This is a genomic window from Pseudoalteromonas sp. UG3-2, from assembly GCF_037120705.1.
In the GTDB taxonomy this organism is placed as follows: Bacteria; Pseudomonadota; Gammaproteobacteria; order Enterobacterales; family Alteromonadaceae; genus Pseudoalteromonas.
On the sequence record NZ_JAWLJU010000002.1, the window covers coordinates 3,267,935 to 3,288,707 of the forward strand.

Below are 20,773 nucleotides of genomic sequence, written 5' to 3' on the forward strand. Positions count from 1 at the left end.
TCCATCAAGGAAGAAAAAATGCAAAAAGTGGCATTAATCACTGGCGCTAGCCGCGGAATTGGCGCAGCTACCGCTAAGCTGTTGGGTCGTCGCGGTTTTGTTGTCGCGGTTAATTACAAACAAAATGCTGTGGCAGCAAACAAAGTGGTTGATGATATTCAAGCTGCGGGCGGTAATGCCCTAGCAATTCAAACCGACATTACTGACGAAGCAGCCGTAGTGACAATGTTTCGCACAATAGAGGAAAAGTTAGGATGTGTGACCCACTTGGTTAATAACGCCGGTGTGTTAGACACCCAATCACGTGTGGAGCAGATGAGCGCCGAGCGAATTAATAAAATGCTGTGTAACAATGTTACGCCATACTTTATTTGTGCACGAGAAGCACTGAAACACATGCGGCGCAGTGGCAATACCGCACAATGTGCTGTGGTTAATGTGTCATCTGCAGCATCATACCTTGGCGGTGCCAACGAGTATGTTGACTATGCCGCAGCAAAAGGCGCAATTGATAGTTTTACTAAAGGCCTTGCGCTTGAGTTAGCGCCAGAGCAAATCAGGGTGAATGGTGTTAGGCCTGGCTGCATTTACACCGATATTCATGCTGATGGTGGTGAAGCTGATAGGGTAGATAGAGTAGCCCACTTATTGCCATTGCAGCGCGGCGGTCAGCCTGACGAGGTTGCTACAGCCATTGCTTGGTTACTCAGCGGTGAAGCGAGCTTCGCCACAGGGAGTTTTATTGATTTGGCTGGGGGCAAGTAACTTATAAAAGTAGCTAGTGGCGTGAAAACAGCCTGAATTATCAATACTATAATCTGGGATTTGACCTACCAGACGATAACCTATTTGATTATAAAATACTTCGGCGCTTGAGCCTGTTTGGGTGTCGAGTACTAATAAAGATACCTGCCGCTTGCGACATTCATCCTCGAGCTTTTGCATTAAAATGGTTGCGATGCCATGACGTTGAAAGCAAGGAGAGATCAGTAGTTTTTCCACTTCTGCCCGATGCAGACCGTTGTGTTTATGGTTCATTGATAACTGCACACACCCAATAATTGCCTCAGCCAACTTAGCTAATAGTAATATTTTATGTGACTGTGATACTTGTTCGATAACATGCTGCCAATAGCTGGTTATTTCTCGCCGGCTTGTGGTGTTAAGAAAGCCAATCGATGCTCCTTGCTCTAGCACTTCCTCAGTAAGTGTACAAAGCTGATTAGACAAAGCGATACAATCAACTTGCTGTAAAGTGAGATCAGGAGATCGAATGGCTTGGTAGCAGACCTCTGAACTAAGCATAGTACTGTGTTAACTCCTTGTTTATTTGCGCTAGGCTCTGCTCAAGCTTTACTTTTTCATGCATTAAGCGCTGCCATCGATTTTGCTGCCCTTTAGCTGACTGCCTTAATGCCTCGTACAAGCTGCGTTTAGAAACATGGTAAGTGTTTGCGGCTTGCGAGGGAGTTAACATGCCATTATTAACCGCGTGCAATGCGGTTTCGATTTTTGATAAAGCCATTATGCTTGCTCCTTAGCGCTATTGCGTTTAGTTGAAGTGTCATGAACCGGCCAAACACTGACATCTAAATACCACAATAAATACATAGTTTGATAGAGCGTATACATGGTGCGTCTCCATTGCTGTGAATAATATCGAGGAGATATAAGGAAAAACTGTGCCAAGAATTTAAGGCCTTAAATTTCAATTACTTATAAAAAATTAAGCCTGTTCTAATGCTTTAACATGCACAGTTTTAGGGAGATGCACCGAGAAATTGCACCGAGATGATCAGGTAATACAGTTGACACCCACCTTTAAATAGGTAATACAGTTGACACCCACCTTTAGATATTTACGTTAAAATTATCAAAACAGACACCCACTTATACTGAACAAAAGAGGTTAAATGACACCCACCTTTAAAAAACTACCTTTTTAAGGAGTGGTGTTAGGAAACTGTAGTTTTATAGAGGGTTACAGAGATAGCATCAAACCAATAGTAAATGATTAACGTAACTGCCAATCAACAAGTATCAGTTATCTAAACCTACATGCGAGGTTGTGTGCATAGGCTTGTTACTAGTTTAAATGCTTTTAGGCCGAGCAAGCTAACATAAGCTGAGAGTTACTTATGTTGGGTCGCCGCTTTTTATTTAGTGTTACGCAGTAGTTAGTAATTGCTTGAGGCCGCCCAACAGCTCCGTGAAAAGCTCTAGAAAACTGTGTAGTGAGTTTTATCCAGTTTGCTGGTTCGATATTTAACCTAGCCAGAATTGGTTGAGATTCATTAATAAAGCCTGGCTTGTCTTGGCGTAGGCTCTTACCAGTAAATTCAACAAGCTCAATATAATAATTAAGTGTAAATGGTAGACCTTTAAGAATGTGGTTGCTTTGACTCCCTGTAAATTGCAGCAAGCTTCTGGGTTGCTTGCCTAATCTCGCGTGGTCAATACGATTTTTTATACTTGTATAGTCTGACGTTTCGGGTGATTCAGCTTGCTTTGCCCGAATAGGGTTTAAATCAACATAAGCTAAACAGGCAACAAGGGCGGCTTCATCTAATAACGCCTGAGACTTAAACCTGCCCTCCCAAAATCGCCCGGTACAGTCATCTTCTTTATTCGCTCGCCGGGCAATGTCTTCATTTAAAGAGCGCATAAACCAACTGATACTCGCAAGTCGGTTTCTATACTCGTTAATCGTCCTATCAAGTATCAATTGCTCAGATTCATTTAGTGCTTCGTTATTAATGAATTTCTGGGTGAGCCAATTACCTTTAAAAAGCTTATGCCAGCGAATTACGATTGCTCTGGCCGCTAAACGTTTTGCTCTTTTATCATCAACATGTAATACGAGGTGAGTGTGGTTGCTCATCACTGCATAACCACAAATGTCGATACAAAAAACTTTGGTAAGTGTAGCTAGCTTTTGCTCAACCCAGTCTCGGCGGTGCTCATAGGATTTACCTGTCAGGGAGTCTTTGCCACATAAAAAAGCTCGTCTTACGCAGCGGGAAACGCAGTGATAATATTTGGTATCGACTAAGCTAATTTGTCTTTTTCGGGCAGTAGCCATAATTACTATCCTCAGTCCTTGAGTACAACTTTTAATATAGACAAAGATTAACCAAGTAACAAACTATTCAAACCTTACATTGGGTGTCAGTTAAAGCTTTTGGGTGTCAGTTAAAGCTTGGTGTGGTGGGTGTCATCTGAAGCTGGTTATATGGTATGTGATTGCCTGAATATAAATGAGCTACACCTTGGTTGTCGCAAAATTAAACTTTAAAAAAAACATTCCAAAGCTAAAGTGTAACTCTTCTGAACCATTTTTAACTTTCCGTGATAGAGCTAATTGACATTCAACTTTGAGTAGTAAATATTGAATGTCTAGGCTTGATGTGCGGTGTTATTTTTTTAATTAACCCGCATAACTTTTATAGGAAAAACAGGTAGTAAAGGGATTTTCGAAGGTATTTAGCATTGCGCTTTTGTGGTTTCTAAGCACTCTACTGACAGGACTAGTCTAAGTCGGTTTATTTTGGTTGATCCACTTATCATCGTTAAAAAGTAAAGCGCCTTATTAACTAAAAAGCCAACCCTAAGAGTTGGCTTTTATTAGTCGAAGCGGTTACTTCTTCTTTTTCGCTTTTTTCTTGGCTTTAATTTTTGCCGGATCTTTTTTCTTTTTCGGCGCTTTAGCTTCTTTATGTTTCGGCTCTAAGCCTTTAATAACTCGGCGCTTTAACTTTTGGTCTGTATAACGTTCCACTTTACCTAGAATTTCAGCGTCGTGGGCTTCAACTAACGATATAGCAGTGCCTTTTTTACCAGCACGACCTGTACGCCCAATTCGGTGGACATAAATATCTGCCGTGCGAGGCATATCAAAGTTTACAACATGACTGATATCTGCGACGTCGATACCCCGGGCGGCAACATCCGTGGCAACTAAAATTTTAGTTTTACCACTGTGGAAGCTGGCCATTGCTGTCATTCTTTTGTCTTGTGGCATTTCCCCACGCAGCCAAGTTGTTTTAATACCTTTAGCAAAAAGTTCTCCAACCAGAGTTTCTAGGCGTTCGCGAGTCTTCACAAACACTACGGCTTTGGTGACTTCTTCGTCATCAAGAATATTAGCTAATAAATTAACTTTGTGCTGATAGTCGTCAGCCAAATGAATCCATTGATGGATTTTGCCTTTTTCTTTGCGAGATGGGGTTGCCTCGAGTAATGCCGGGTCTTGCAAAATGCGCTCTGCAAATCTCTCAACACTCTCTCCTTCAAGTGTGGCAGAAAACAGAAAGCATTGACGTCGATTTACCGCTTCAGAGCAGATACGGAGCATCTCTTTTCTAAAGCCCATGTCTAGCATGCGGTCGGCCTCGTCTAAAATGAGTAGCTCGACGTTTTCAGCGTGGAAGTTTTCGGTTTCTAGGTATTCCATTAACCGGCCTGGGGTAGCAATCAAGATGTCATTGTTTTTTTCAAATATCTCTTTATGGCTACCGTAGTTAATCCCGCCAGTCACTACGCCAATTTTTAAATTCACTCCCGCAGCCAGTGCTTGGCATTGTTCATGAACTTGATAGGCTAATTCACGAGTTGGTGTCATTATTAATACTCGGGCAAAACCAGGATCCTTGCGCGGGAAGTCAAGCAAATACTGAATCGCGGGGATCAAAAATGCAGCGGTTTTACCTGTTCCGGTAGGGGCGCTGGCGAGAATATCTCTTCCTATCAACGCTTCTGGAATGGCCATCTGTTGAATGCTTGTTGGGGTTTCAAAGCCCATTTTTTTAATCGCATTAATCAGCTTGCCGTCTAAATCAAATTCAGTAAATTGCATAGTGCATCACAAATAAAGGACAATAGCGGAATTATACGTTGCAATTGCATTTTCTCAAAGGTGTTGAATGTCTCAGTTTGCATTTAAGCAATTTATTATTGGTCAAAACCATGCTGCTATGAAAGTATCTACCGATGGTATTTTATTGGGTGCGTGGGCACCATTGAATGGCGCTGGCAAAATTATTGATGTTGGCAGTGGCACTGGGTTATTAGCTTTAATGCTAAAACAGCGGGCTCCCCGAAGTGAAATCCATGCTGTTGAGCTAGACAATGAGGCTATTTTCGATGCTAAGCAGAACATAGCTCAGAGCCCATGGACTGATATTCAACTTCATCACTGTGCTATTCAAAAGTTTGATACGCACGGTAATTTTGATTTAATGATCTCAAACCCTCCTTATTTTAATGACAGTTTAAAAGCTCAAACGCCGCAACGTAGCCGTGCAAGGCATACCGATTCATTAAGCTTTCTGGAGCTTTTACAGGCATTTAAGCAGTTAACTAATCCAAATGGTCACTTAGCTATCATTTTACCTTTATACGAAAGTGAACACATATGCGAAGTAGCAAGTAAAGTGGGTGTCTTTGTTATCAAGCGCTGTGAGGTAAAAGCCACGCCCAAGAAAGCGGTATCACGGTGTCTCCTATATTTCTCAAAAGTACGAGGAGAGTGTGAAAGCACTGAGCTGACTATTTACGATCATAAGAATCAATATAGTGATGATTACGTGGCGCTTTGTCGTGAGTTTTACTTAAAAATGTAGTTTCAGCATAAAGTCTTATTGGTATCCGTATAAGGTATGGTTTGACTTTTTAGGTGGGTGTCTTCGCTAATTCTAATTGGGTATGGTTTGGTTTTTCATATGGGTGTCTTTTATGTAAAGACAGCTTATTTTACTTATACTAAAGGTAGGCTTTGTAAAAAAAGTGGGTGTCTTTATAATTTCTGAATTAAAGCTTTGGCATAGATGTGTTTTTATTCACTTTTAGGTGGGTGTCTTCGCTAATTGGAGGGCATACAGGTCATAAAAGCAGGGCAGCAACAAAGTGCTGCCTGTTTTTCATACAAGAAATCAGTCTAGTTCACTGTACTCGGTCATCACTTGTTCTATCCATGTGGCAATGCGCTCATCGCTCATGTCGTACTGACTGTCTTCATCCAGTGCCAGTCCCACAAACTGAGACTTATCTTCAGTGAGTGCTTTAGACGCTTCAAATTCATAGTCGTCGGAGTTTGGCCAGTAGCCCAAAAACTGCACGCCTTGTGGGGCTATTTTATCGTGTAACATGCCTAATGCATCTTGAAACCATTCGCCATAACCTTGCTGATCGCCCATGCCATAAAGGGCAATCACCTTACCACTGAGGTTAACTTGGTCAATATCGTCCCAATGCGATTCCCAATCTTCTTGCAACTCACCAAAGTCCCAAGTCGAAATACCAAAGATCAAAAAATCAAACTGCTCAGCCTTGGCGAGCGGTTCGTCTTTGATATTGAACAAGGTGACGCTGTCTTTGCCGATGATTTCTTGAATCTTCTCTGCGGCCATCTCGGTGTAGCAAGTCGTGGAGCCGTAAAATAAGCCAATTTGCATTGTATTTATCACTTTCAATTTGACTGGTATTATATAAAGCGCAAGTCTACAACATGACGCCATTAAATTATACAGGTACCGCGGTGAGCGAACAGCATCAAACTTCTACCCCTCAAAACAGCAGCGAGTGCATCGAAATCTTTTTAGATGCGTTATTTTTAGAGCAGGGGCTTAGCGAAAACACCATTGCAGCGTATCGTAACGATCTTGAAAAGTTTCGCCGCTTTATGCAGGAGGTGCAAAAAACAGATGACTTGCTTGCAGTAAGTAGCCAAGATATTGAGTCCTATTTGGCGTTTCGTATCGACTCCGGTTTAAAATCACGCAGCAATGCCCGAGCGATCAGTGCTTTAAAGCGATTTTATTTATATTGGCAGCGGGCACAGCAAATTCCCTTTAGCCCCCTTGAGACTATTGCGCAGCCTAAAACAACGCAGTCATTACCTAAGACCTTATCGGAGCAAGAAGTCGAAGCTTTGCTCAATGCCCCAGATTGCGATGACCCTATGGGGTTAAGAGACAAAGCCATGCTTGAGTTACTGTACGCCACCGGGCTTCGCGTTACTGAGCTGGTGGGGTTAAGAATGGAGCAAATCAATCTGCGTCAAGCGGTGGTGCTGGTGCGCGGTAAAGGTGGTAAAGAGCGCATGGTTCCCATGGGAGAAGAAGCGTTGCACTGGATTGAACAATTCCTTAAAAAAGGGCGTAGTTTAATGGTCAAACACGCCACCGATTTTGTCTTTCCATCCAAACGCGGTGTGGGCATGACACGACAAACCTTTTGGCATCGGATAAAACACTATGCTATTTTGGCAGACGTAAAGTCGCCATTATCGCCACATACAATGCGTCATGCTTTTGCAACACATTTATTGAATCATGGCGCTGATCTTAGGGTCGTGCAAATGATGCTTGGCCACAGCGATTTGTCGACCACTCAGATTTATACGCATGTTGCCAGCGAGCGCCTAAAAAGCTTGCACCAGCAGCATCACCCAAGAGCATAAAACATTGTGCTGGGAATTATTTATGGTTACTCCGGTCTTAGTGAGTAATCGAGAGTAAAAGATTTAAAGAGAGCAGAATGAAGAAATTGATCCTTGCCGCGTCAATGGCACTTAGCTTTGGCGCTTTTGCTGAGTCATCAGAGGCTCCAGTGACACCGATGACACAACCTGATCCAATCACAACTCAGTTCCAAGGCTTAGGGCTAAAAGTCAAAGAGCTTTCAGACAGCCCGCTTGCAGGGTTAAAAACGGTCATCACGGATAAAGGTGTTTTTTACGCCAGTAGCGACGGCAAATACTTAATTCAAGGTACCATGATCGACCTTGATAACCGTCGTAATATTACTGAAGAAGCGCTGGGCAAAGTACGTAAACAAGGCATTGCTGAGTACCAAGACTCTATGATTGTGTATAAAGCCGAAAATGAAAAGCACCAGATCACCGTATTTACTGATATTACCTGTGGCTACTGCCGTAAATTACACCGCGAACTAGAAGATTATCTAGCCGCTGGGATCACCGTAAACTATCTTGCCTTCCCACGCGGTGGCTTACGTGGTAACGGCTATGAAGACCTAAGAAATGTGTGGTGCGCTGATGACGCGCAAACCGCATTAACAGAGGCTAAAGCCGGCGCTGAAGTGAAAGAAGTAGAAAACTGCAGTGCGCCAATTGCTGAGCATTATCAGCTTGGTCAAAGCTTTGGTATTTCAGGTACACCAGCCATTATCCTAGAAGACGGTGCGATGATACCAGGTTACCAACCTGCGGCTGCCATTGCCCAAATGCTGGATGCAAAAAACAATCAGTCTTAGTGCTTAACCGTTGTTGCTTGGTGGCGTTTATTGTTTAAAGCCATTAAGATAGCAACAATAAGAAATAGCGTATCCACGTCGTTATCGTGGATTGAAAAAAGGCCTGTATGGCCTTTTTTGTTTGTGAAGAGCCCATGCATACTGAAATTAAACCCAGAGTTCGAGTCGACGATAGTCATTTACCCGATTCACTTCACCCTGTTATCAAACAGCTTTACGCCGCCAGAGGGGTCAAGTCGGCCACTGAGTTAGACAACAGTGCTGCGACTCTACATGATTTTAAGCTGTTTAAGGACATTGAACTAGCAGCTGAAATCCTCGCAGCGGCCCTTGAGCAACAACAGCAAATATTAATTGTGGGCGACTTTGATGCCGATGGTGCCACAAGCACCGCAGTGTTAATGGAAGGGTTGCCACAATTTGGCTTCCAGCAAGTTGATTATTTAGTTCCCGATCGTTTTAGCCTAGGCTATGGCTTGAGTCCTGCACTTGCCCAGCACATTGTGTCACTGGCACCCGATTTAGTGATCACGGTCGACAATGGCATATCCTGTATCGCGGGCATTGACATTGTTAAGCAAGCTGGGATTAAGGTTATTGTTACCGATCACCATTTGCAAGGAGAGCAGCTGCCTAATGCCGATGCCATTGTGAACCCTAACCGCTTTGACTGCCGTTTTCCCTCCAAAGCCATTGCCGGTGTCGGCGTTGCCTTTTACCTACTTATTGCGCTGCGCCACCACCTACGCGGCCTTGACTACTTTGCCAAGCAACAAATAGCAGTGCCAAACTTAGCGTCATTATTGGACATTGTTGCCTTAGGCACAGTTGCAGATGTGGTTGCCTTAGATGCCAATAACCGTACTTTAGTACACCAAGGGTTAGCGCGGATCCGTAGCGGCAAAACCCGCCCTGGCATACAAGCATTGATTGAAGTGGCCAACCGCAATAATGCGCGTCTTAATGCCAGTGATTTTGGCTTTGCATTGGCCCCTAGGCTGAATGCCGCGGGCCGTTTAGATGATATGAGTTTAGGTATCGCATGCCTGTTAGCAAAAGACACCCACCAGGCAAGGCGTATTGCCGCAGAGCTCGACAGCTTGAACGTGGAGCGGCGTGAGATTGAGCAAAGCATGCAGCAAGAAGCACAAGCTGTGCTTGAGCGGATTGTCTTACAAAACCAAGAAGTGCCCGATGCCTTGTGTCTTTATCAAGATGATTGGCACCAAGGCGTTATTGGCATACTGGCAGGGCGACTGAAAGAAAAGTATCACCGACCTACCATTATTTTTGCGCAAGGTGATAATGGCGAAATTAAAGGCTCATGTCGCTCTATTGAAGGGCTGCATATGCGTGATTTATTGGAGCAAATCAATACCCAACATCCGGGTCTAATTGTCAAATTTGGTGGTCACGCTATGGCTGCCGGACTTACCATTCCTGAATCGGAATTTAGCCGCTTTAAACAGATCTTTTCCGAGCAGGTGAGCAGTACGCTGTCGGAAGAGGCCAAGCAAAGTATTTTGCTCACCGATGGTGAATTACCACCAGAGTGTTTTTCAATGGATTTTGCCTATGAATTACAGCAAGCCGGCCCTTGGGGACAGCATTTTAGCGAGCCGGTATTTCAAGGTGTTTTCGAATTGGTGCAGCAGCGTATTGTTGGTGAAAAACATTTAAAGTTGGTGCTAAAGCATTCTTCTGGCCGTTTAGTCGATGCTATTGCTTTTAATGTCGATGTCAGGGCTTGGCCTAATCACCAAGCAAACCATGCGCTTGTCGCTTATCAGCTCGATATTAATGAATTTCGCGGCAAATATACCTTACAACTGATTGTTCGTGAGCTTCAGGCGCAAACGTAAATTTAGACTGGCATAGGGGCTAAAAAAGCCAGAAAATTCCACCTTAAAGGGATGCTATACGCGGCGATTATTTGATACTATTGTGCGCTTATATAAAAGCTGTGGCGCTGACATTTGGGTCAACACAAGCCATATCCTCGCATACGGGGGGTGGCAAATGCACAGTAATCAATTTTAGTTCTGGAGTAATGGTACATGTTTGAAGTGAATCCTGTGATTAACCAAATCAGGGAAATTCGCGAGCGCACAGAGCTGCTCAGGGGGTATCTTTGACTATGCTCTAAAGCAAGAGCGTTTAGAAGAAGTCAATGCCGAGTTAGAAGACCCCGCGGTTTGGAATGAGCCAGAAAAAGCACAAGCTTTAGGTAAAGAAAAGTCCAACCTAGAAGTCATTGTGGAAACCATCGACAATCTTGTAGCCGGTGCCGATGATGTTGAAGGGTTAGTTGAGCTTGCGGTTGAGGCCGAAGACGAAGAAACCTTTCAAGAAGCAGAGGCTGAGGTGGATGGCCTAGTTGCGCAACTAGAGAAGCTTGAATTCCGCCGCATGTTCTCAGGCGATCAAGACGCCAATGATGCCTATATTGACCTGCAGTCTGGTTCCGGCGGAACGGAAGCGCAAGACTGGTGTAATATGCTACTGCGCATGTATTTACGTTGGGCTGAAGCTAAAGGCTTCAAAGCCGAGATTGTTGAAGCGACCGATGGAGACGTGGCTGGCATTAAAGGGGCTACCGTAAAAATTAGCGGTGAATACGCTTATGGCTGGCTGCGCACTGAAACTGGCGTACACCGCTTAGTACGAAAGAGTCCATTTGATTCTGGCGGCCGTCGTCATACTTCATTTGCCTCTGTATTCGTTTACCCAGAAATAGACGATAATATTGAAATTGACATTAACCCAGCTGATTTACGCATAGACGTATACCGTGCATCAGGGGCTGGTGGTCAGCACGTAAACCGGACTGAGTCAGCGGTGCGTATTACCCACTTGCCAACCAATACCGTGGTGCAGTGTCAAAACGATCGTTCGCAGCACAAAAACAAAGATCAAGCAATGAAGCAGTTAAAAGCAAAACTGTTTGAACTTGAGCTGCAAAAGCAAAATGCTGAAAAACAAGCACAAGAAGATGCCAAATCTGACATTGGCTGGGGCAGCCAAATTCGTTCATATGTACTAGATGACTCGCGTATCAAAGATTTACGCACCGGTGTTGAAAATCGAAATACCCAAGCCGTATTAGATGGCAACTTAGACAAATTTATCGAAGCAAGCCTGAAATCAGGCCTTTAATCCACAAGCTAAACTAAGAGCTAAACAATGACAGATCACAATCAAGACGAAAATAAACTTATTGCTGAGCGTCGTGGCAAGCTAGATGCGATCCGTGAGAATTGCCCTGCCAATGGCCACCCGAACTCATTCCGCCGTGAAGATTACACAGCCGATCTACAAGCTAAGTTTGGTGATAAATCGAAAGAAGAGTTGGTGGAGCTAGACCATCAAGTTTCTGTTGCTGGCCGTTTGCTTGCAAAGCGTGGTCCTTTCTTAGTATTGCAAGATATGAAAGGGCGCATTCAGGCCTATGCTTCGAAAGACGTACAAAAAGACCTTAAAGCGAAATACGGCCAGTTAGACATTGGCGATATTATTGGTGTTAAAGGACCATTACATAAATCAGGTAAAGGTGACTTGTATGTTCACATGAATGAATACGAGTTACTGACCAAAGCTTTGCGTCCGTTACCTGAGAAGTTCCACGGCCTGACTGACCAAGAAGCTAAGTACCGTCAGCGCTATGTTGATTTAATTACCAACATGGACACCCGTGAAACCTTCCGTATTCGCTCTCAAGTCATTAATGGTATTCGTAACTTCTTGGCTGAGCGTGATTTTATGGAAGTCGAAACACCAATGTTACAGGTAATTCCTGGTGGTGCTACGGCACGTCCTTTCGTTACTCACCACAATGCCCTAGATATCGATATGTATCTGCGTATTGCTCCTGAGCTTTACTTAAAACGTTTAGTGGTTGGTGGCTTTGACCGCGTGTTTGAAATTAACCGTAACTTCCGTAACGAAGGCCTTTCAACTCGTCATAATCCTGAATTCACTATGATTGAATTCTACCAAGCGTACGCGGATTACAATGACTTGATGAACCTGACTGAAGACATGTTACGTAACGTTGCACAAGATGTGCTTGGTACCACTACGGTTGTTAATACCGTCAAAGATGCCGAAGGTGAGGTACTAGAAACCATCGAATACGATTTTGGTAGCCCGTTCCAGCGCTTATCAATGGCAGATGCTATTTTAAAATATGGCCCAGACGCCGAAGCACAAGCTGAAATCTTCAAAGATCCAGAGAACCACTTTGAAGCACTAAAAGCTTACGCCAAGAAAGTACACGTTAAGACGCCAGAAAACTGCGTATGGGGCCCAGGTAAGTTCCTATGTGAAATCTTCGAAGAAGTGGCTGAGCACAAGCTTATCCAGCCAACCTTTATTACCGAGTATCCTTGGGAAGTGTCGCCACTGGCACGTCGTAATGATGAAAACCCATTTATTACTGACCGCTTTGAATTCTTCGTTGGTGGCCGTGAGTTAGCGAACGGCTTCTCTGAGCTCAACGATGCCGAAGACCAAGCTGCACGTTTTGCTCGTCAGGTAGAAGAAAAGGACGCCGGTGATGACGAAGCAATGCATTACGACGCTGATTATATTCGCGCGTTGGAGCATGGTTTACCACCGACAGCAGGCGAGGGGATTGGAATTGATCGTTTGGTGATGTTATTCACTGACTCTCCAACAATTAAAGACGTGATCCTGTTCCCACATATGCGTCCAGAGTTACAATCTGAGCAGTAACCCTGTTAGCAAATAAAGACAAAAAAGCGCCTTTAAGGCGCTTTTTTTGTCTTTTGTGACCCATCCTAGAGAGCGATGACACTTTTCCAGCTTGATTAAGAAAAACTTACCTAGACACCCACTACAAGGTTTAAGAACTAAGTTTACCGAAGTCGAGCACTGCACTTAGTAAGACACACACGACAACGAATAAATTTTACATGACACCCACTCTAAGAATACAACTTAGTGAACTTAGTAAGACACCCACGATAAGGTTTCAGAACTGAGTCTATCTAGTTAGGTCTCTTAATCAGCTTTAAAAGACACCCATTCTTAGCGTGAGCATGGTTAAAACCAACGAACTTACCTAGACACCCACTAAAAGTTTAAGAACTAAGTTTACCGCAGTCGAGCACTGCACTTAGTAAGACACCCACGACAACGAATAAATTTTACATGACACCCACTCTAAGAATACAACTTAGTGAACTTAGTAAGACACCCACGATAAGGTTTCAGAACTGAGTCTATCTAGTTAGGCCTCTTAATCAGCTTTAAAAGACACCCATTCTTAGCGTGAGCATGGTTAAAACCAAAACACCATGCAAAGCATAGTAAGCTCTCTTGCTTTGAAACGGCTTTCACATGCGGCAGGTTTATTATTATGGGGTTATTTGAGTGGCGCTCAAGAGCCAAAAGCAGTGGGGGAGTTAATGGTATTTTTCCGCTAAGCCGTTACAAAATCGCTATAAAATATGGGGAATGTTGAGATTCTAGGCAGACTGCACAATCTATCACCATTCGGTGCTTTTTAACAAGAAAAGTGTTTGACATATTTTTTATAGGCTATATTATACGCCCCACAAGACGGAGAGGTGGCCGAGTGGCTGAAGGCGCTCCCCTGCTAAGGGAGTATAGGGTTTGTAGCCCTATCGAGGGTTCGAATCCCTCCCCCTCCGCCATTTTATTATGGTTATCTTGTAACGGACGCATAGCTCAGCTGGATAGAGTACCTGGCTACGAACCAGGCGGTCGGAGGTTCGAATCCTCCTGCGTCCGCCACTTTTCCCCAAGTGGTAAAACAAGGGTAACGGATACAGGCGGTAAGAGGTTCACTCTTTACAATTCATGTCCTGCATCCACCACTTTACTTCAAGTGTAAAAAGAAGCAGTTGAAAAACTTAAAATTTATACCGGACGCATAGCTCAGCTGGATAGAGTACCTGGCTACGAACCAGGCGGTCGGAGGTTCGAATCCTCCTGCGTCCGCCACTTTTCCCCAAGTGGTAAAACAAGGGTAACGGATACAGGCGGTAAGAGGTTCACTCTTTACAATTCATGTCTTGCATCCACCACTTTACTTCAAGTGTAAAAAAAAGCAGTTGAAAAACTTAAAATTTATACCGGACGCATAGCTCAGCTGGATAGAGTACCTGGCTACGAACCAGGCGGTCGGAGGTTCGAATCCTCCTGCGTCCGCCACTTTTCTTCTAGTGTAAAAAAGAAGAACCGGAAACAGGCGGTCGGAGGTTCACTCTTCACAAGATACGTCCTGCATCCACCACTTTACTTTTAGTGTAAAAGAAGTAGTTGAAGAACTCTAAATTTATATCGGACGCATAGCTCAGCTGGATAGAGTACCTGGCTACGAACCAGGCGGTCGGAGGTTCGAATCCTCCTGCGTCCGCCACTTTCTCTCAAGTGGTAAATAAGAGATAGACAAGCCGACTTAAAGTCGGTTTTTTTGTGCCTGCAGAATAGTAGAAAATCACTATAAAGACGGTCGGAGGTTCACTTTTCACAAGATTGGTCCTGCGTCCGCCACTTTCTCTCAAGTGGTAAAATAAGAGATAAACAAGCCGACTTAAAGTCGGTTTTTTGTGCCTATAAAACAGCAGATAAAACTATAAAACAGCAGACACCCACATCAAGAGTCGTTAAGAATTCACTGCGAAGTAAAATAACGGACATCCACTTTAACAAGCGCTCAATAAGATACGCTCTGAGTATGCAGCGCTTACCCAACTGCCTATAAAACAGCAGACACCCATAAAACAGCAGACACCCACATTAAAAGTCGTTAAGCATTTACTGCGCGGTAAAATAACAGACACCCACTTTAAAAAGCTCTTAACAAGGTACGCTCTGAGTTTGTTGTACTTATCCAATGGCTAATACCAGCCTGCGTCCAGGTTGGCTTAATCAGAAAGAACAAAATTGATGCTTGCGGCGTAAAAAACTTCTTGCCGTAAGTGATACCAATCCGCATTAATACTTGCTCAATTTGAGGGAGCAAATTCGACGCTTACTGCGTTAAAAATTTCTTATTTAGAACAACTAAATAGCAAAATTTTTGCCTTGCCTACACGGATTTAAGTACCTTGGCGGTAGCAGGACGCAAGAGCGGTGTTATCGACAAAATTTTCTTGCCTCAAATGGACCGCTTAATTAAGCGAATTGGTATTAGCTCACTAAATTAACCGAATGGGTAAACCTGAGTGTAAAGCAGGCTGTGTCTGCTGTTAGACCTTGCTAAGTTCCATCATTTGTCTCAAAAAACACTTTTCATTCTCTTCATTATTGCTAACCTGTACTCAGTTTCAATACGGTTTAATACAATGAATTTTCGCAGTATTTTCTTTATTATTATTGTAATCACGCTGAGCTGGAATGGTCACGCACTGACTCTAGGCGCTGAGCGCACAGAGCTCTATTTACCTGAGCTTAAAGGCAAGCGAGTCGGTTTAATCGTCAATCAAACTTCAAAAGTCGGTGAGCAGCACTTGGTTGATTTATTGCTGCAGCACAATATTGCGGTGAAGAAAATTTTTGCTCCCGAGCATGGTTTTAGAGGGAAGCAAGATGCTGGTGCATTAATTGCGGATGGTAAAGATAAAAAAACAGGGTTACCAATCATCTCCTTGTATGGCAAAAATAAAAAGCCATCTCAACAGCAATTAGCTGATGTCGATATTCTGGTTTTCGATATCCAAGATGTTGGCCTTCGTTTTTATACTTACATAAGTACTATGCACTTGGCGATGGAGGCCTCCGCCGACGCCAATATTGAGTTTATGGTTTTGGACCGGCCAAACCCCAATATAGCGCATGTAGATGGGCCGGTATTAGAGCCTCAGTTTCGCTCTTTTGTGGGCATGCATCCTATTCCTGTGCTCCATGGCATGACCGTTGCTGAGCTGGCCAAAATGATTGTTGCACAAAAGTGGTTAGAAACAGAACAGCAACTTAAGCTGATCGTGATCCCAATGCTGGAGTACCACGATCAGGTTGAGTATCGTTTGCCTGTGCCTCCAAGCCCAAACCTTCCGAATCAGCAAGCAATCTACCTTTACCCATCGCTGTGCTTTTTTGAGGCAACACCCGTGTCGGTTGGCCGTGGTACCGAGTTTCCATTTCAAGTGTACGGGCATAGCAACCCTAAGCTAGGTGAGTTTGCGTTCTCACCGAGAAGCATTATTGGTGCCGCCTCTAACCCTAAATTAAAAGGTCAAATTGCCTATGGCCAAGACCTGAGGAAAAGCCGCGTAACCGGGTTTAATTTACACTGGTTTATCAGCGCATATCGTATTTTCAACCAAGCAGGCATGGAGTTTTTTACGGCTGCCAATTTTATGGATAAATTGGCTGGAACCGATACGGTAAGAAAGGCTATGCTAGCAGGTGCCAATGAAACCCAGTTGCAGCAACTATGGCGCCAAGATGTCGCCGATTTTTTACAGCTTAGACAGGCCTATTTACTTTATCCACGGCAGTAAAGCTAAGTTATAAGCGCATGGATTGCATATTTTCGTTAGCCCGGTCTACACGCTTTTGCCAATGTAGGTTAGATTGCGCGAGCGCCGTAAACAGTACGTCAATGAGATAGGCTTGTGAAGTGCGCGATAACATCCCTGAGTGCTTTAACGGTTCATCATCGCTAGTACAGTAAAGCACGGCATCGGCCAGCTCGACTAGCGGGTGGCTACCATAGCGGGTGATCATTAAGCGTTTGCAGTCATTGCTTTTCGCTTGATTTGATAGGGTGAGTAAGCTTTTACTATCACCGCTACTACTGAGCACAATAAGCAAATCATCTTTGTTCATGGTCGCCAAATAACCTGAGGCACTGAGCTCATCGACTTGTGCAATGGCTGGGATCCCCAGCTTTTGCAGCTTCCAAGTTAAGTCTTGTGCCATGGTAAATGTGCTCCCTAAGGCGCAAACAATCACTTTACGGGCACTTTTTATTAATTGAATGGCAGATTCAAATTGCTTGGCTGTGTTTAACTTTCTGGTTTCTGAGATCACCGTCTGCTGTTTTTGTTGTAATTTATCGGCAATCAGTTCAATTGAATCATTGTGTGAGATCAGTGCATCGATGGCTAGGGTGTTGTCTGCCTGCTCATTCAAAGCATCAACGACCGCCAACTTAAAAGTGGGGAAGCCTCTGTAGCCCAGCTTTTGCGCAAATTTTACTACGCTCGATTGACTTACTCCTGCGGCTTTTGCCAGTTCAACCGAGGATAATGCACGTATTTTTTCCCCTGAGTTGAGAGTAAAGTCTGCTAATTTCGCTTCGCTATTTGAGAGCGAGGGGCGCAGTGCCTTTATTTTTACAAATGTAGACATGTAATATAAAACCCGAACGAATGAATTTGTATTCATTATAGGTTCATAGCACTGAATGTGATAGCCCCAATTGGCAGATCATTGCATTAATTGCAGGAAAAATAGCAGGATCCACCGCTGCTTTTTTTATTTGCAAGGTTAAGCGCAAAAATTTGTTGTTTTCAGTCACTTAATTTAAGCTAAAGGTTTTAAAATTTTAAGTTGAAGAATATGGACTGGGTTTCAATATTACCGCCATTGATCGCCATTCTGGTGGTGTTTTGGCGCAAGGAAGTGATCATTGCGTTAATACTTGCACTAATCTCTTCAGAGCTGCTGTTGGCATTACAAAATAATAACAGTCTACTCATTGGCGGCTTCTTTGGCAGTATTGAACGTATTGTCACGGTTATTACGTCCGCAGGCAACAGTCGTATTTTGATGTTCAGTGTGCTGATTGGTGCCTTATTAGCGTACATTCGCGAGTCGGGAGGGGTCGCTGCAACCGTGAACATGCTACTTAATCGTGGCGTGGCGAAAAGTAAGCGCCAAGTAGGGCTTCTGACTATGTTTACTGGCACCGCGGTATTTATTGAATCGAACATGAGTGTGCTGACCTCAGGTATTGTTGCCCGAGGCTTGTTTGATAAATTTAAAATGAGCCGTGCTCGGCTGGCTTATATTATCGATAGTACCAGTGCCCCAATCTGTATCTTAATTTTGCTCAACGGTTGGGGGGCATACGTGTTGGGTTTGTTGAGTAACTATGAGCTAGAGCAGTCTGCCGTGAGTATTTTATGGGGCAGTGTGGCCTTTAACTTCTATGCCATTATTGCCTTACTCATCGTCTTTTACACCATAGTGTTTGATAAAGTACATGGCCCAATGAGAGCCGCAGAAGCTGAATTAAAACAGCAAACAACCGCACTCGAAGCAGGCCCAGCGGCAACTAAATCACGCTATATGCTAGTGCCATTAGCCACGCTTATCATCAGTATGATCGGCTTTATGTTTTGGACCGGCGATGGGGTGCTGGCCAATGGCAGCGGCTCAAAGTCAGTGCTGTATGCCACCATTTTAGCCTCTGTGGTCGCCTATATTTTGCTCCTCAGTGGCAAGCGCTTTAGCCACCACGAGTTAATGGATGTTGGCTTTAAAGGCATGGGAGAGCTGCTTCCTCTTGTCAGCATTGTGCTGTTGTCGCTGACACTCGGTGCTAGCCTTAAAGATCTTGGTACCGGCACCTTTGTGGCTTCCTTAGTTGGAGATTATTTACCCATTTACCTAATCGTACCGGTACTATTTATTACTGGGGCCATTATGTCTTTTACTACCGGCACGTCTTGGGGCACCTTTGCCATTCTCATTCCCATTGGTGTACCGCTTATCCAAGCATTAGGCTTGCCGCCAGCGTTAGTGGTGGGCGCTATTTTAAGTGGCGGAATATTTGGTGATCATTGCTCTCCAATTTCAGATACCAGTGCGGTATCAGCATTGGCGTCGGGCTGCGATCTGTTAACCCACGTCAAAACCCAGCTGCCTTATGCTTTACTGGGTGGCGCCTTGGCCATCGTATGCTTTTTTATCGCCAGTGTGGTCATGATTTAATGTTAGCCGAATGAAAGCTAGATTATTGATTTACATCGTGGTGCGAAGCAGTGACTTGGGCTAGAATGCTCGCACCAAAGGCTGATGATTAACTGCAGTAGTGATGAAGTTACAACAAATAGATAAAAAGCGTTACCGTAAACATTTAAATCAGGTGATAGTCGCTTGCGTCGTCGCACTTACGGCAGGCAGCCTGGGTATTGCACAAGCACTAATTCAACTGTTTCCAGACCCTGATGGCAGTCACTTTCACTGGAATCTCAGCGGAGTGATCGTCAGTGTCATTGCCATTGCGCTAGTCTTGAAAAAGTACAAACACCATCCGTATATGACGGAAGTGACCTATGTCTGGGAGCTTAAGCAGTCGCTCAATAAAATTACCCGAAAAATGCGCAAGCTTAAGGCCGCTGCAGAGCAAGGTGATCTCGATGCCATGATAGCGATTCAATATAGCTACGCGGGCTCGAGACAATTATGGCAACTCGACGACAATACCATCACCATGGAAGAGCTGGCGATTTGGCAGGCTGAGTTAGATGCCCTAGCGGCGAAATACAATCTTGAGCCTAAAGCAGAGCAATACCGGCCAGAATTACTCGACAAGTTTTAATACCAATTCGATCTAACTGAGGCTTAGCCACGTAAACTAATGCCTCACTGAGCGCATTTTAGTTAAAATGATTGCAGGCAGCGGTAATATACAAGCGTTCTGTTTGCAGCCCTTGTATAATGTCAGTAGAGACACCATATCTCAGTTATGGTAGCATATTGTTATATTATCACATTTAGGCAAGATTAAGACGTGGCAGAAGTTAGAGCGAGAGTCGAGCTGAATGTAGGGCAGCACAGTAATATCCCTGCAGAAATAGTTTCTTTTTCGGGGTTAAAAGACGGGCAGGAGCATGTCGCGTTAGTATTCAATGGTGCTGATAAAGCACAAACTCCCCTGATCAGGATGCATTCGGAGTGCCTAACCGGTGATGTTTTTCATTCTTCACGCTGCGATTGTGGCGAACAGCTAAATGAATGCATTGAAACCATGCACCAACAAGGTGGCGTTTTGCTGTATCTTCGTCAAGAGGGAAGAGGAATTGGTTTATACAACAAAATTGACGCCTATGTACTGCAATCGCAAGGCATGAACACCTATGAAGCGAATAACCATTTAGGCTTTGAGGATGACTTAAGAGATTTCTCCGATGCGGTACTGATGCTTAAAGCGCTTGGCTTACACCATGTTAAACTCATGACCAATAACCCCAGGAAGCTGAAAGCCTTACGTGAAGCTGGTATCACCGTGGATGAAGTGGTTGGCACTAAGGCACATATTAAAGCTGGTGTGTCAGGGAATGAAAATTACCTAAAAACCAAAGTGCAGCATGGCGAGCACATGTTGGACATTAAAAAAATATCCAAAGCCGATTAACCCCTTTTGCTTAGTAAGCGCAATGTTGGCTTTGCCCATGAAAGGCCTGCATTCACATTGCACACTTTAGCCAGCAGCGAAAACTTTCTTTGCTGGCTAAATACCCGCCTTAAGGCCGCATAAATCAACCCAACATGGCTT

At 44.1% G+C, this 20,773-nt stretch carries 17 protein-coding genes and 5 tRNA genes; 16 read left to right on the forward strand and 6 right to left on the reverse strand.

Annotation, left to right across the window (positions count from 1 at the left end; all coding sequences use genetic code 11):
* Positions 1–18 precede the first annotated feature (18 nt).
* Positions 19–765: an SDR family oxidoreductase gene (locus R3P39_RS17885; RefSeq protein WP_336569157.1), complete on the forward strand. Its 747-nt coding sequence runs from the start codon at positions 19–21 to the stop codon at positions 763–765.
* Here R3P39_RS17885 and R3P39_RS17890 read toward each other — a convergent pair.
* The 4 genes from R3P39_RS17890 to srmB all read right to left on the reverse strand — a co-directional run bounded on the left by R3P39_RS17890 (position 703) and on the right by srmB (position 4,855).
* Positions 703–1,305 carry a GNAT family N-acetyltransferase gene (locus tag R3P39_RS17890; RefSeq protein ID WP_336569158.1) on the reverse strand — a complete coding sequence of 201 codons (603 nt, stop codon included), beginning with the start codon at positions 1,303–1,305 and terminating at the stop codon, positions 703–705. The genes R3P39_RS17885 and R3P39_RS17890 overlap by 63 nt on opposite strands.
* Positions 1,298–1,525 carry a helix-turn-helix domain-containing protein gene (locus R3P39_RS17895; RefSeq protein WP_336569160.1) on the reverse strand — a complete coding sequence of 76 codons (228 nt, stop codon included), beginning with the start codon at positions 1,523–1,525 and terminating at the stop codon, positions 1,298–1,300. The genes R3P39_RS17890 and R3P39_RS17895 overlap by 8 nt, the downstream gene beginning before the upstream one ends.
* A 576-nt stretch (positions 1,526–2,101) precedes the next feature.
* On the reverse strand, positions 2,102–3,082 hold the full coding sequence (locus R3P39_RS17900; protein WP_336569162.1) for a transposase: 981 nt from the start codon (positions 3,080–3,082) through the stop codon (positions 2,102–2,104).
* 555 nt (positions 3,083–3,637) lie between these two features.
* The gene (gene srmB / locus R3P39_RS17905; protein ID WP_336569164.1) at positions 3,638–4,855 is read right to left on the reverse strand and encodes an ATP-dependent RNA helicase SrmB; all 1,218 of its coding nucleotides are present in this window, start codon (positions 4,853–4,855) and stop codon (positions 3,638–3,640) included.
* A 67-nt stretch (positions 4,856–4,922) separates the two neighbouring features.
* Here srmB and R3P39_RS17910 point away from each other — a divergent pair, with 67 nt between their 5' ends.
* A complete protein-coding gene (locus R3P39_RS17910) occupies positions 4,923–5,621 on the forward strand; it encodes a tRNA1(Val) (adenine(37)-N6)-methyltransferase (protein WP_336569165.1) in 699 nt (232 codons plus the stop codon).
* A gap of 309 nt (positions 5,622–5,930) precedes the next feature.
* Here the strand turns inward: R3P39_RS17910 and fldB are convergent, their stop codons facing one another.
* On the reverse strand, positions 5,931–6,452 hold the full coding sequence (gene fldB, locus R3P39_RS17915) for a flavodoxin FldB (RefSeq protein ID WP_336569166.1): 522 nt from the start codon (positions 6,450–6,452) through the stop codon (positions 5,931–5,933).
* A 53-nt stretch (positions 6,453–6,505) separates the two neighbouring features.
* On the opposite strand from fldB, the gene xerD reads away from it, so the two are divergent.
* The 11 genes from xerD to R3P39_RS17970 all read left to right on the forward strand — a co-directional run bounded on the left by xerD (position 6,506) and on the right by R3P39_RS17970 (position 16,766).
* Positions 6,506–7,459: a site-specific tyrosine recombinase XerD gene (xerD, locus tag R3P39_RS17920; RefSeq protein WP_336569167.1), complete on the forward strand. Its 954-nt coding sequence runs from the start codon at positions 6,506–6,508 to the stop codon at positions 7,457–7,459.
* 77 nt (positions 7,460–7,536) lie between these two features.
* Positions 7,537–8,274, forward strand: a complete 738-nt coding sequence (gene dsbC, locus R3P39_RS17925; protein WP_336569168.1) for a bifunctional protein-disulfide isomerase/oxidoreductase DsbC — start codon at positions 7,537–7,539, stop codon at positions 8,272–8,274.
* Positions 8,275–8,408: 134 nt separating this feature from the next.
* A complete protein-coding gene (recJ, locus tag R3P39_RS17930) occupies positions 8,409–10,136 on the forward strand; it encodes a single-stranded-DNA-specific exonuclease RecJ (RefSeq protein ID WP_336569351.1) in 1,728 nt (575 codons plus the stop codon).
* A 195-nt stretch (positions 10,137–10,331) separates the two neighbouring features.
* Positions 10,332–11,430 (forward strand): peptide chain release factor 2 gene (prfB, locus tag R3P39_RS17935; RefSeq protein ID WP_336569169.1). Its coding sequence is split into 2 segments (ribosomal slippage): positions 10,332–10,406 and positions 10,408–11,430, totalling 1,098 coding nucleotides; the frame shifts between segments, so codons are not numbered across the junction.
* Between the two features lie 27 nt (positions 11,431–11,457).
* Entirely contained in the window at positions 11,458–13,008 is a 1,551-nt protein-coding gene (lysS, locus tag R3P39_RS17940) for a lysine--tRNA ligase (protein WP_336569170.1), read from the forward strand.
* An 851-nt stretch (positions 13,009–13,859) separates the two neighbouring features.
* A tRNA-Ser gene (locus R3P39_RS17945) sits at positions 13,860–13,952 on the forward strand.
* Between the two features lie 23 nt (positions 13,953–13,975).
* Positions 13,976–14,052, forward strand: a tRNA-Arg gene (locus R3P39_RS17950).
* A gap of 133 nt (positions 14,053–14,185) precedes the next feature.
* Positions 14,186–14,262, forward strand: a tRNA-Arg gene (locus R3P39_RS17955).
* A gap of 133 nt (positions 14,263–14,395) precedes the next feature.
* A tRNA-Arg gene (locus R3P39_RS17960) sits at positions 14,396–14,472 on the forward strand.
* Between the two features lie 131 nt (positions 14,473–14,603).
* Positions 14,604–14,680: transfer RNA gene (locus R3P39_RS17965), tRNA-Arg, on the forward strand.
* A gap of 928 nt (positions 14,681–15,608) precedes the next feature.
* The gene (locus tag R3P39_RS17970; protein WP_336569171.1) at positions 15,609–16,766 is read left to right on the forward strand and encodes an exo-beta-N-acetylmuramidase NamZ family protein; all 1,158 of its coding nucleotides are present in this window, start codon (positions 15,609–15,611) and stop codon (positions 16,764–16,766) included.
* A gap of 7 nt (positions 16,767–16,773) precedes the next feature.
* Here the strand turns inward: R3P39_RS17970 and R3P39_RS17975 are convergent, their stop codons facing one another.
* Positions 16,774–17,619 carry a MurR/RpiR family transcriptional regulator gene (locus R3P39_RS17975; RefSeq protein WP_336569172.1) on the reverse strand — a complete coding sequence of 282 codons (846 nt, stop codon included), beginning with the start codon at positions 17,617–17,619 and terminating at the stop codon, positions 16,774–16,776.
* A gap of 210 nt (positions 17,620–17,829) precedes the next feature.
* On the opposite strand from R3P39_RS17975, the gene R3P39_RS17980 reads away from it, so the two are divergent.
* The 3 genes from R3P39_RS17980 to R3P39_RS17990 all read left to right on the forward strand — a co-directional run bounded on the left by R3P39_RS17980 (position 17,830) and on the right by R3P39_RS17990 (position 20,632).
* Complete coding sequence (locus tag R3P39_RS17980) at positions 17,830–19,206, forward strand: Na+/H+ antiporter NhaC family protein (RefSeq protein WP_336569173.1); 1,377 nt, start codon at positions 17,830–17,832, stop codon at positions 19,204–19,206.
* 103 nt (positions 19,207–19,309) lie between these two features.
* A complete protein-coding gene (locus R3P39_RS17985; RefSeq protein ID WP_336569174.1) occupies positions 19,310–19,816 on the forward strand; it encodes a DUF3087 domain-containing protein in 507 nt (168 codons plus the stop codon).
* Between the two features lie 192 nt (positions 19,817–20,008).
* Positions 20,009–20,632, forward strand: coding sequence for a GTP cyclohydrolase II (locus R3P39_RS17990; protein WP_336569175.1), 624 nt, complete (start codon positions 20,009–20,011; stop codon positions 20,630–20,632).
* Positions 20,633–20,773: the final 141 nt, after the last annotated feature.

Coding starts and splice junctions, on each gene's coding strand:
- R3P39_RS17885 (WP_336569157.1), top strand. CDS start 19: ATGCAAAAAGTGGCATTAATCACTGGCGCTAGCCGCGGAATTGGCGCA.
- R3P39_RS17890 (WP_336569158.1), bottom strand. CDS start 1,305: ATGCTTAGTTCAGAGGTCTGCTACCAAGCCATTCGATCTCCTGATCTC.
- R3P39_RS17895 (WP_336569160.1), bottom strand. CDS start 1,525: ATGGCTTTATCAAAAATCGAAACCGCATTGCACGCGGTTAATAATGGC.
- R3P39_RS17900 (WP_336569162.1), bottom strand. CDS start 3,082: ATGGCTACTGCCCGAAAAAGACAAATTAGCTTAGTCGATACCAAATAT.
- srmB (WP_336569164.1), bottom strand. CDS start 4,855: ATGCAATTTACTGAATTTGATTTAGACGGCAAGCTGATTAATGCGATT.
- R3P39_RS17910 (WP_336569165.1), top strand. CDS start 4,923: ATGTCTCAGTTTGCATTTAAGCAATTTATTATTGGTCAAAACCATGCT.
- fldB (WP_336569166.1), bottom strand. CDS start 6,452: ATGCAAATTGGCTTATTTTACGGCTCCACGACTTGCTACACCGAGATG.
- xerD (WP_336569167.1), top strand. CDS start 6,506: ATGACGCCATTAAATTATACAGGTACCGCGGTGAGCGAACAGCATCAA.
- dsbC (WP_336569168.1), top strand. CDS start 7,537: ATGAAGAAATTGATCCTTGCCGCGTCAATGGCACTTAGCTTTGGCGCT.
- recJ (WP_336569351.1), top strand. CDS start 8,409: ATGCATACTGAAATTAAACCCAGAGTTCGAGTCGACGATAGTCATTTA.
- lysS (WP_336569170.1), top strand. CDS start 11,458: ATGACAGATCACAATCAAGACGAAAATAAACTTATTGCTGAGCGTCGT.
- R3P39_RS17970 (WP_336569171.1), top strand. CDS start 15,609: ATGAATTTTCGCAGTATTTTCTTTATTATTATTGTAATCACGCTGAGC.
- R3P39_RS17975 (WP_336569172.1), bottom strand. CDS start 17,619: ATGTCTACATTTGTAAAAATAAAGGCACTGCGCCCCTCGCTCTCAAAT.
- R3P39_RS17980 (WP_336569173.1), top strand. CDS start 17,830: ATGGACTGGGTTTCAATATTACCGCCATTGATCGCCATTCTGGTGGTG.
- R3P39_RS17985 (WP_336569174.1), top strand. CDS start 19,310: ATGAAGTTACAACAAATAGATAAAAAGCGTTACCGTAAACATTTAAAT.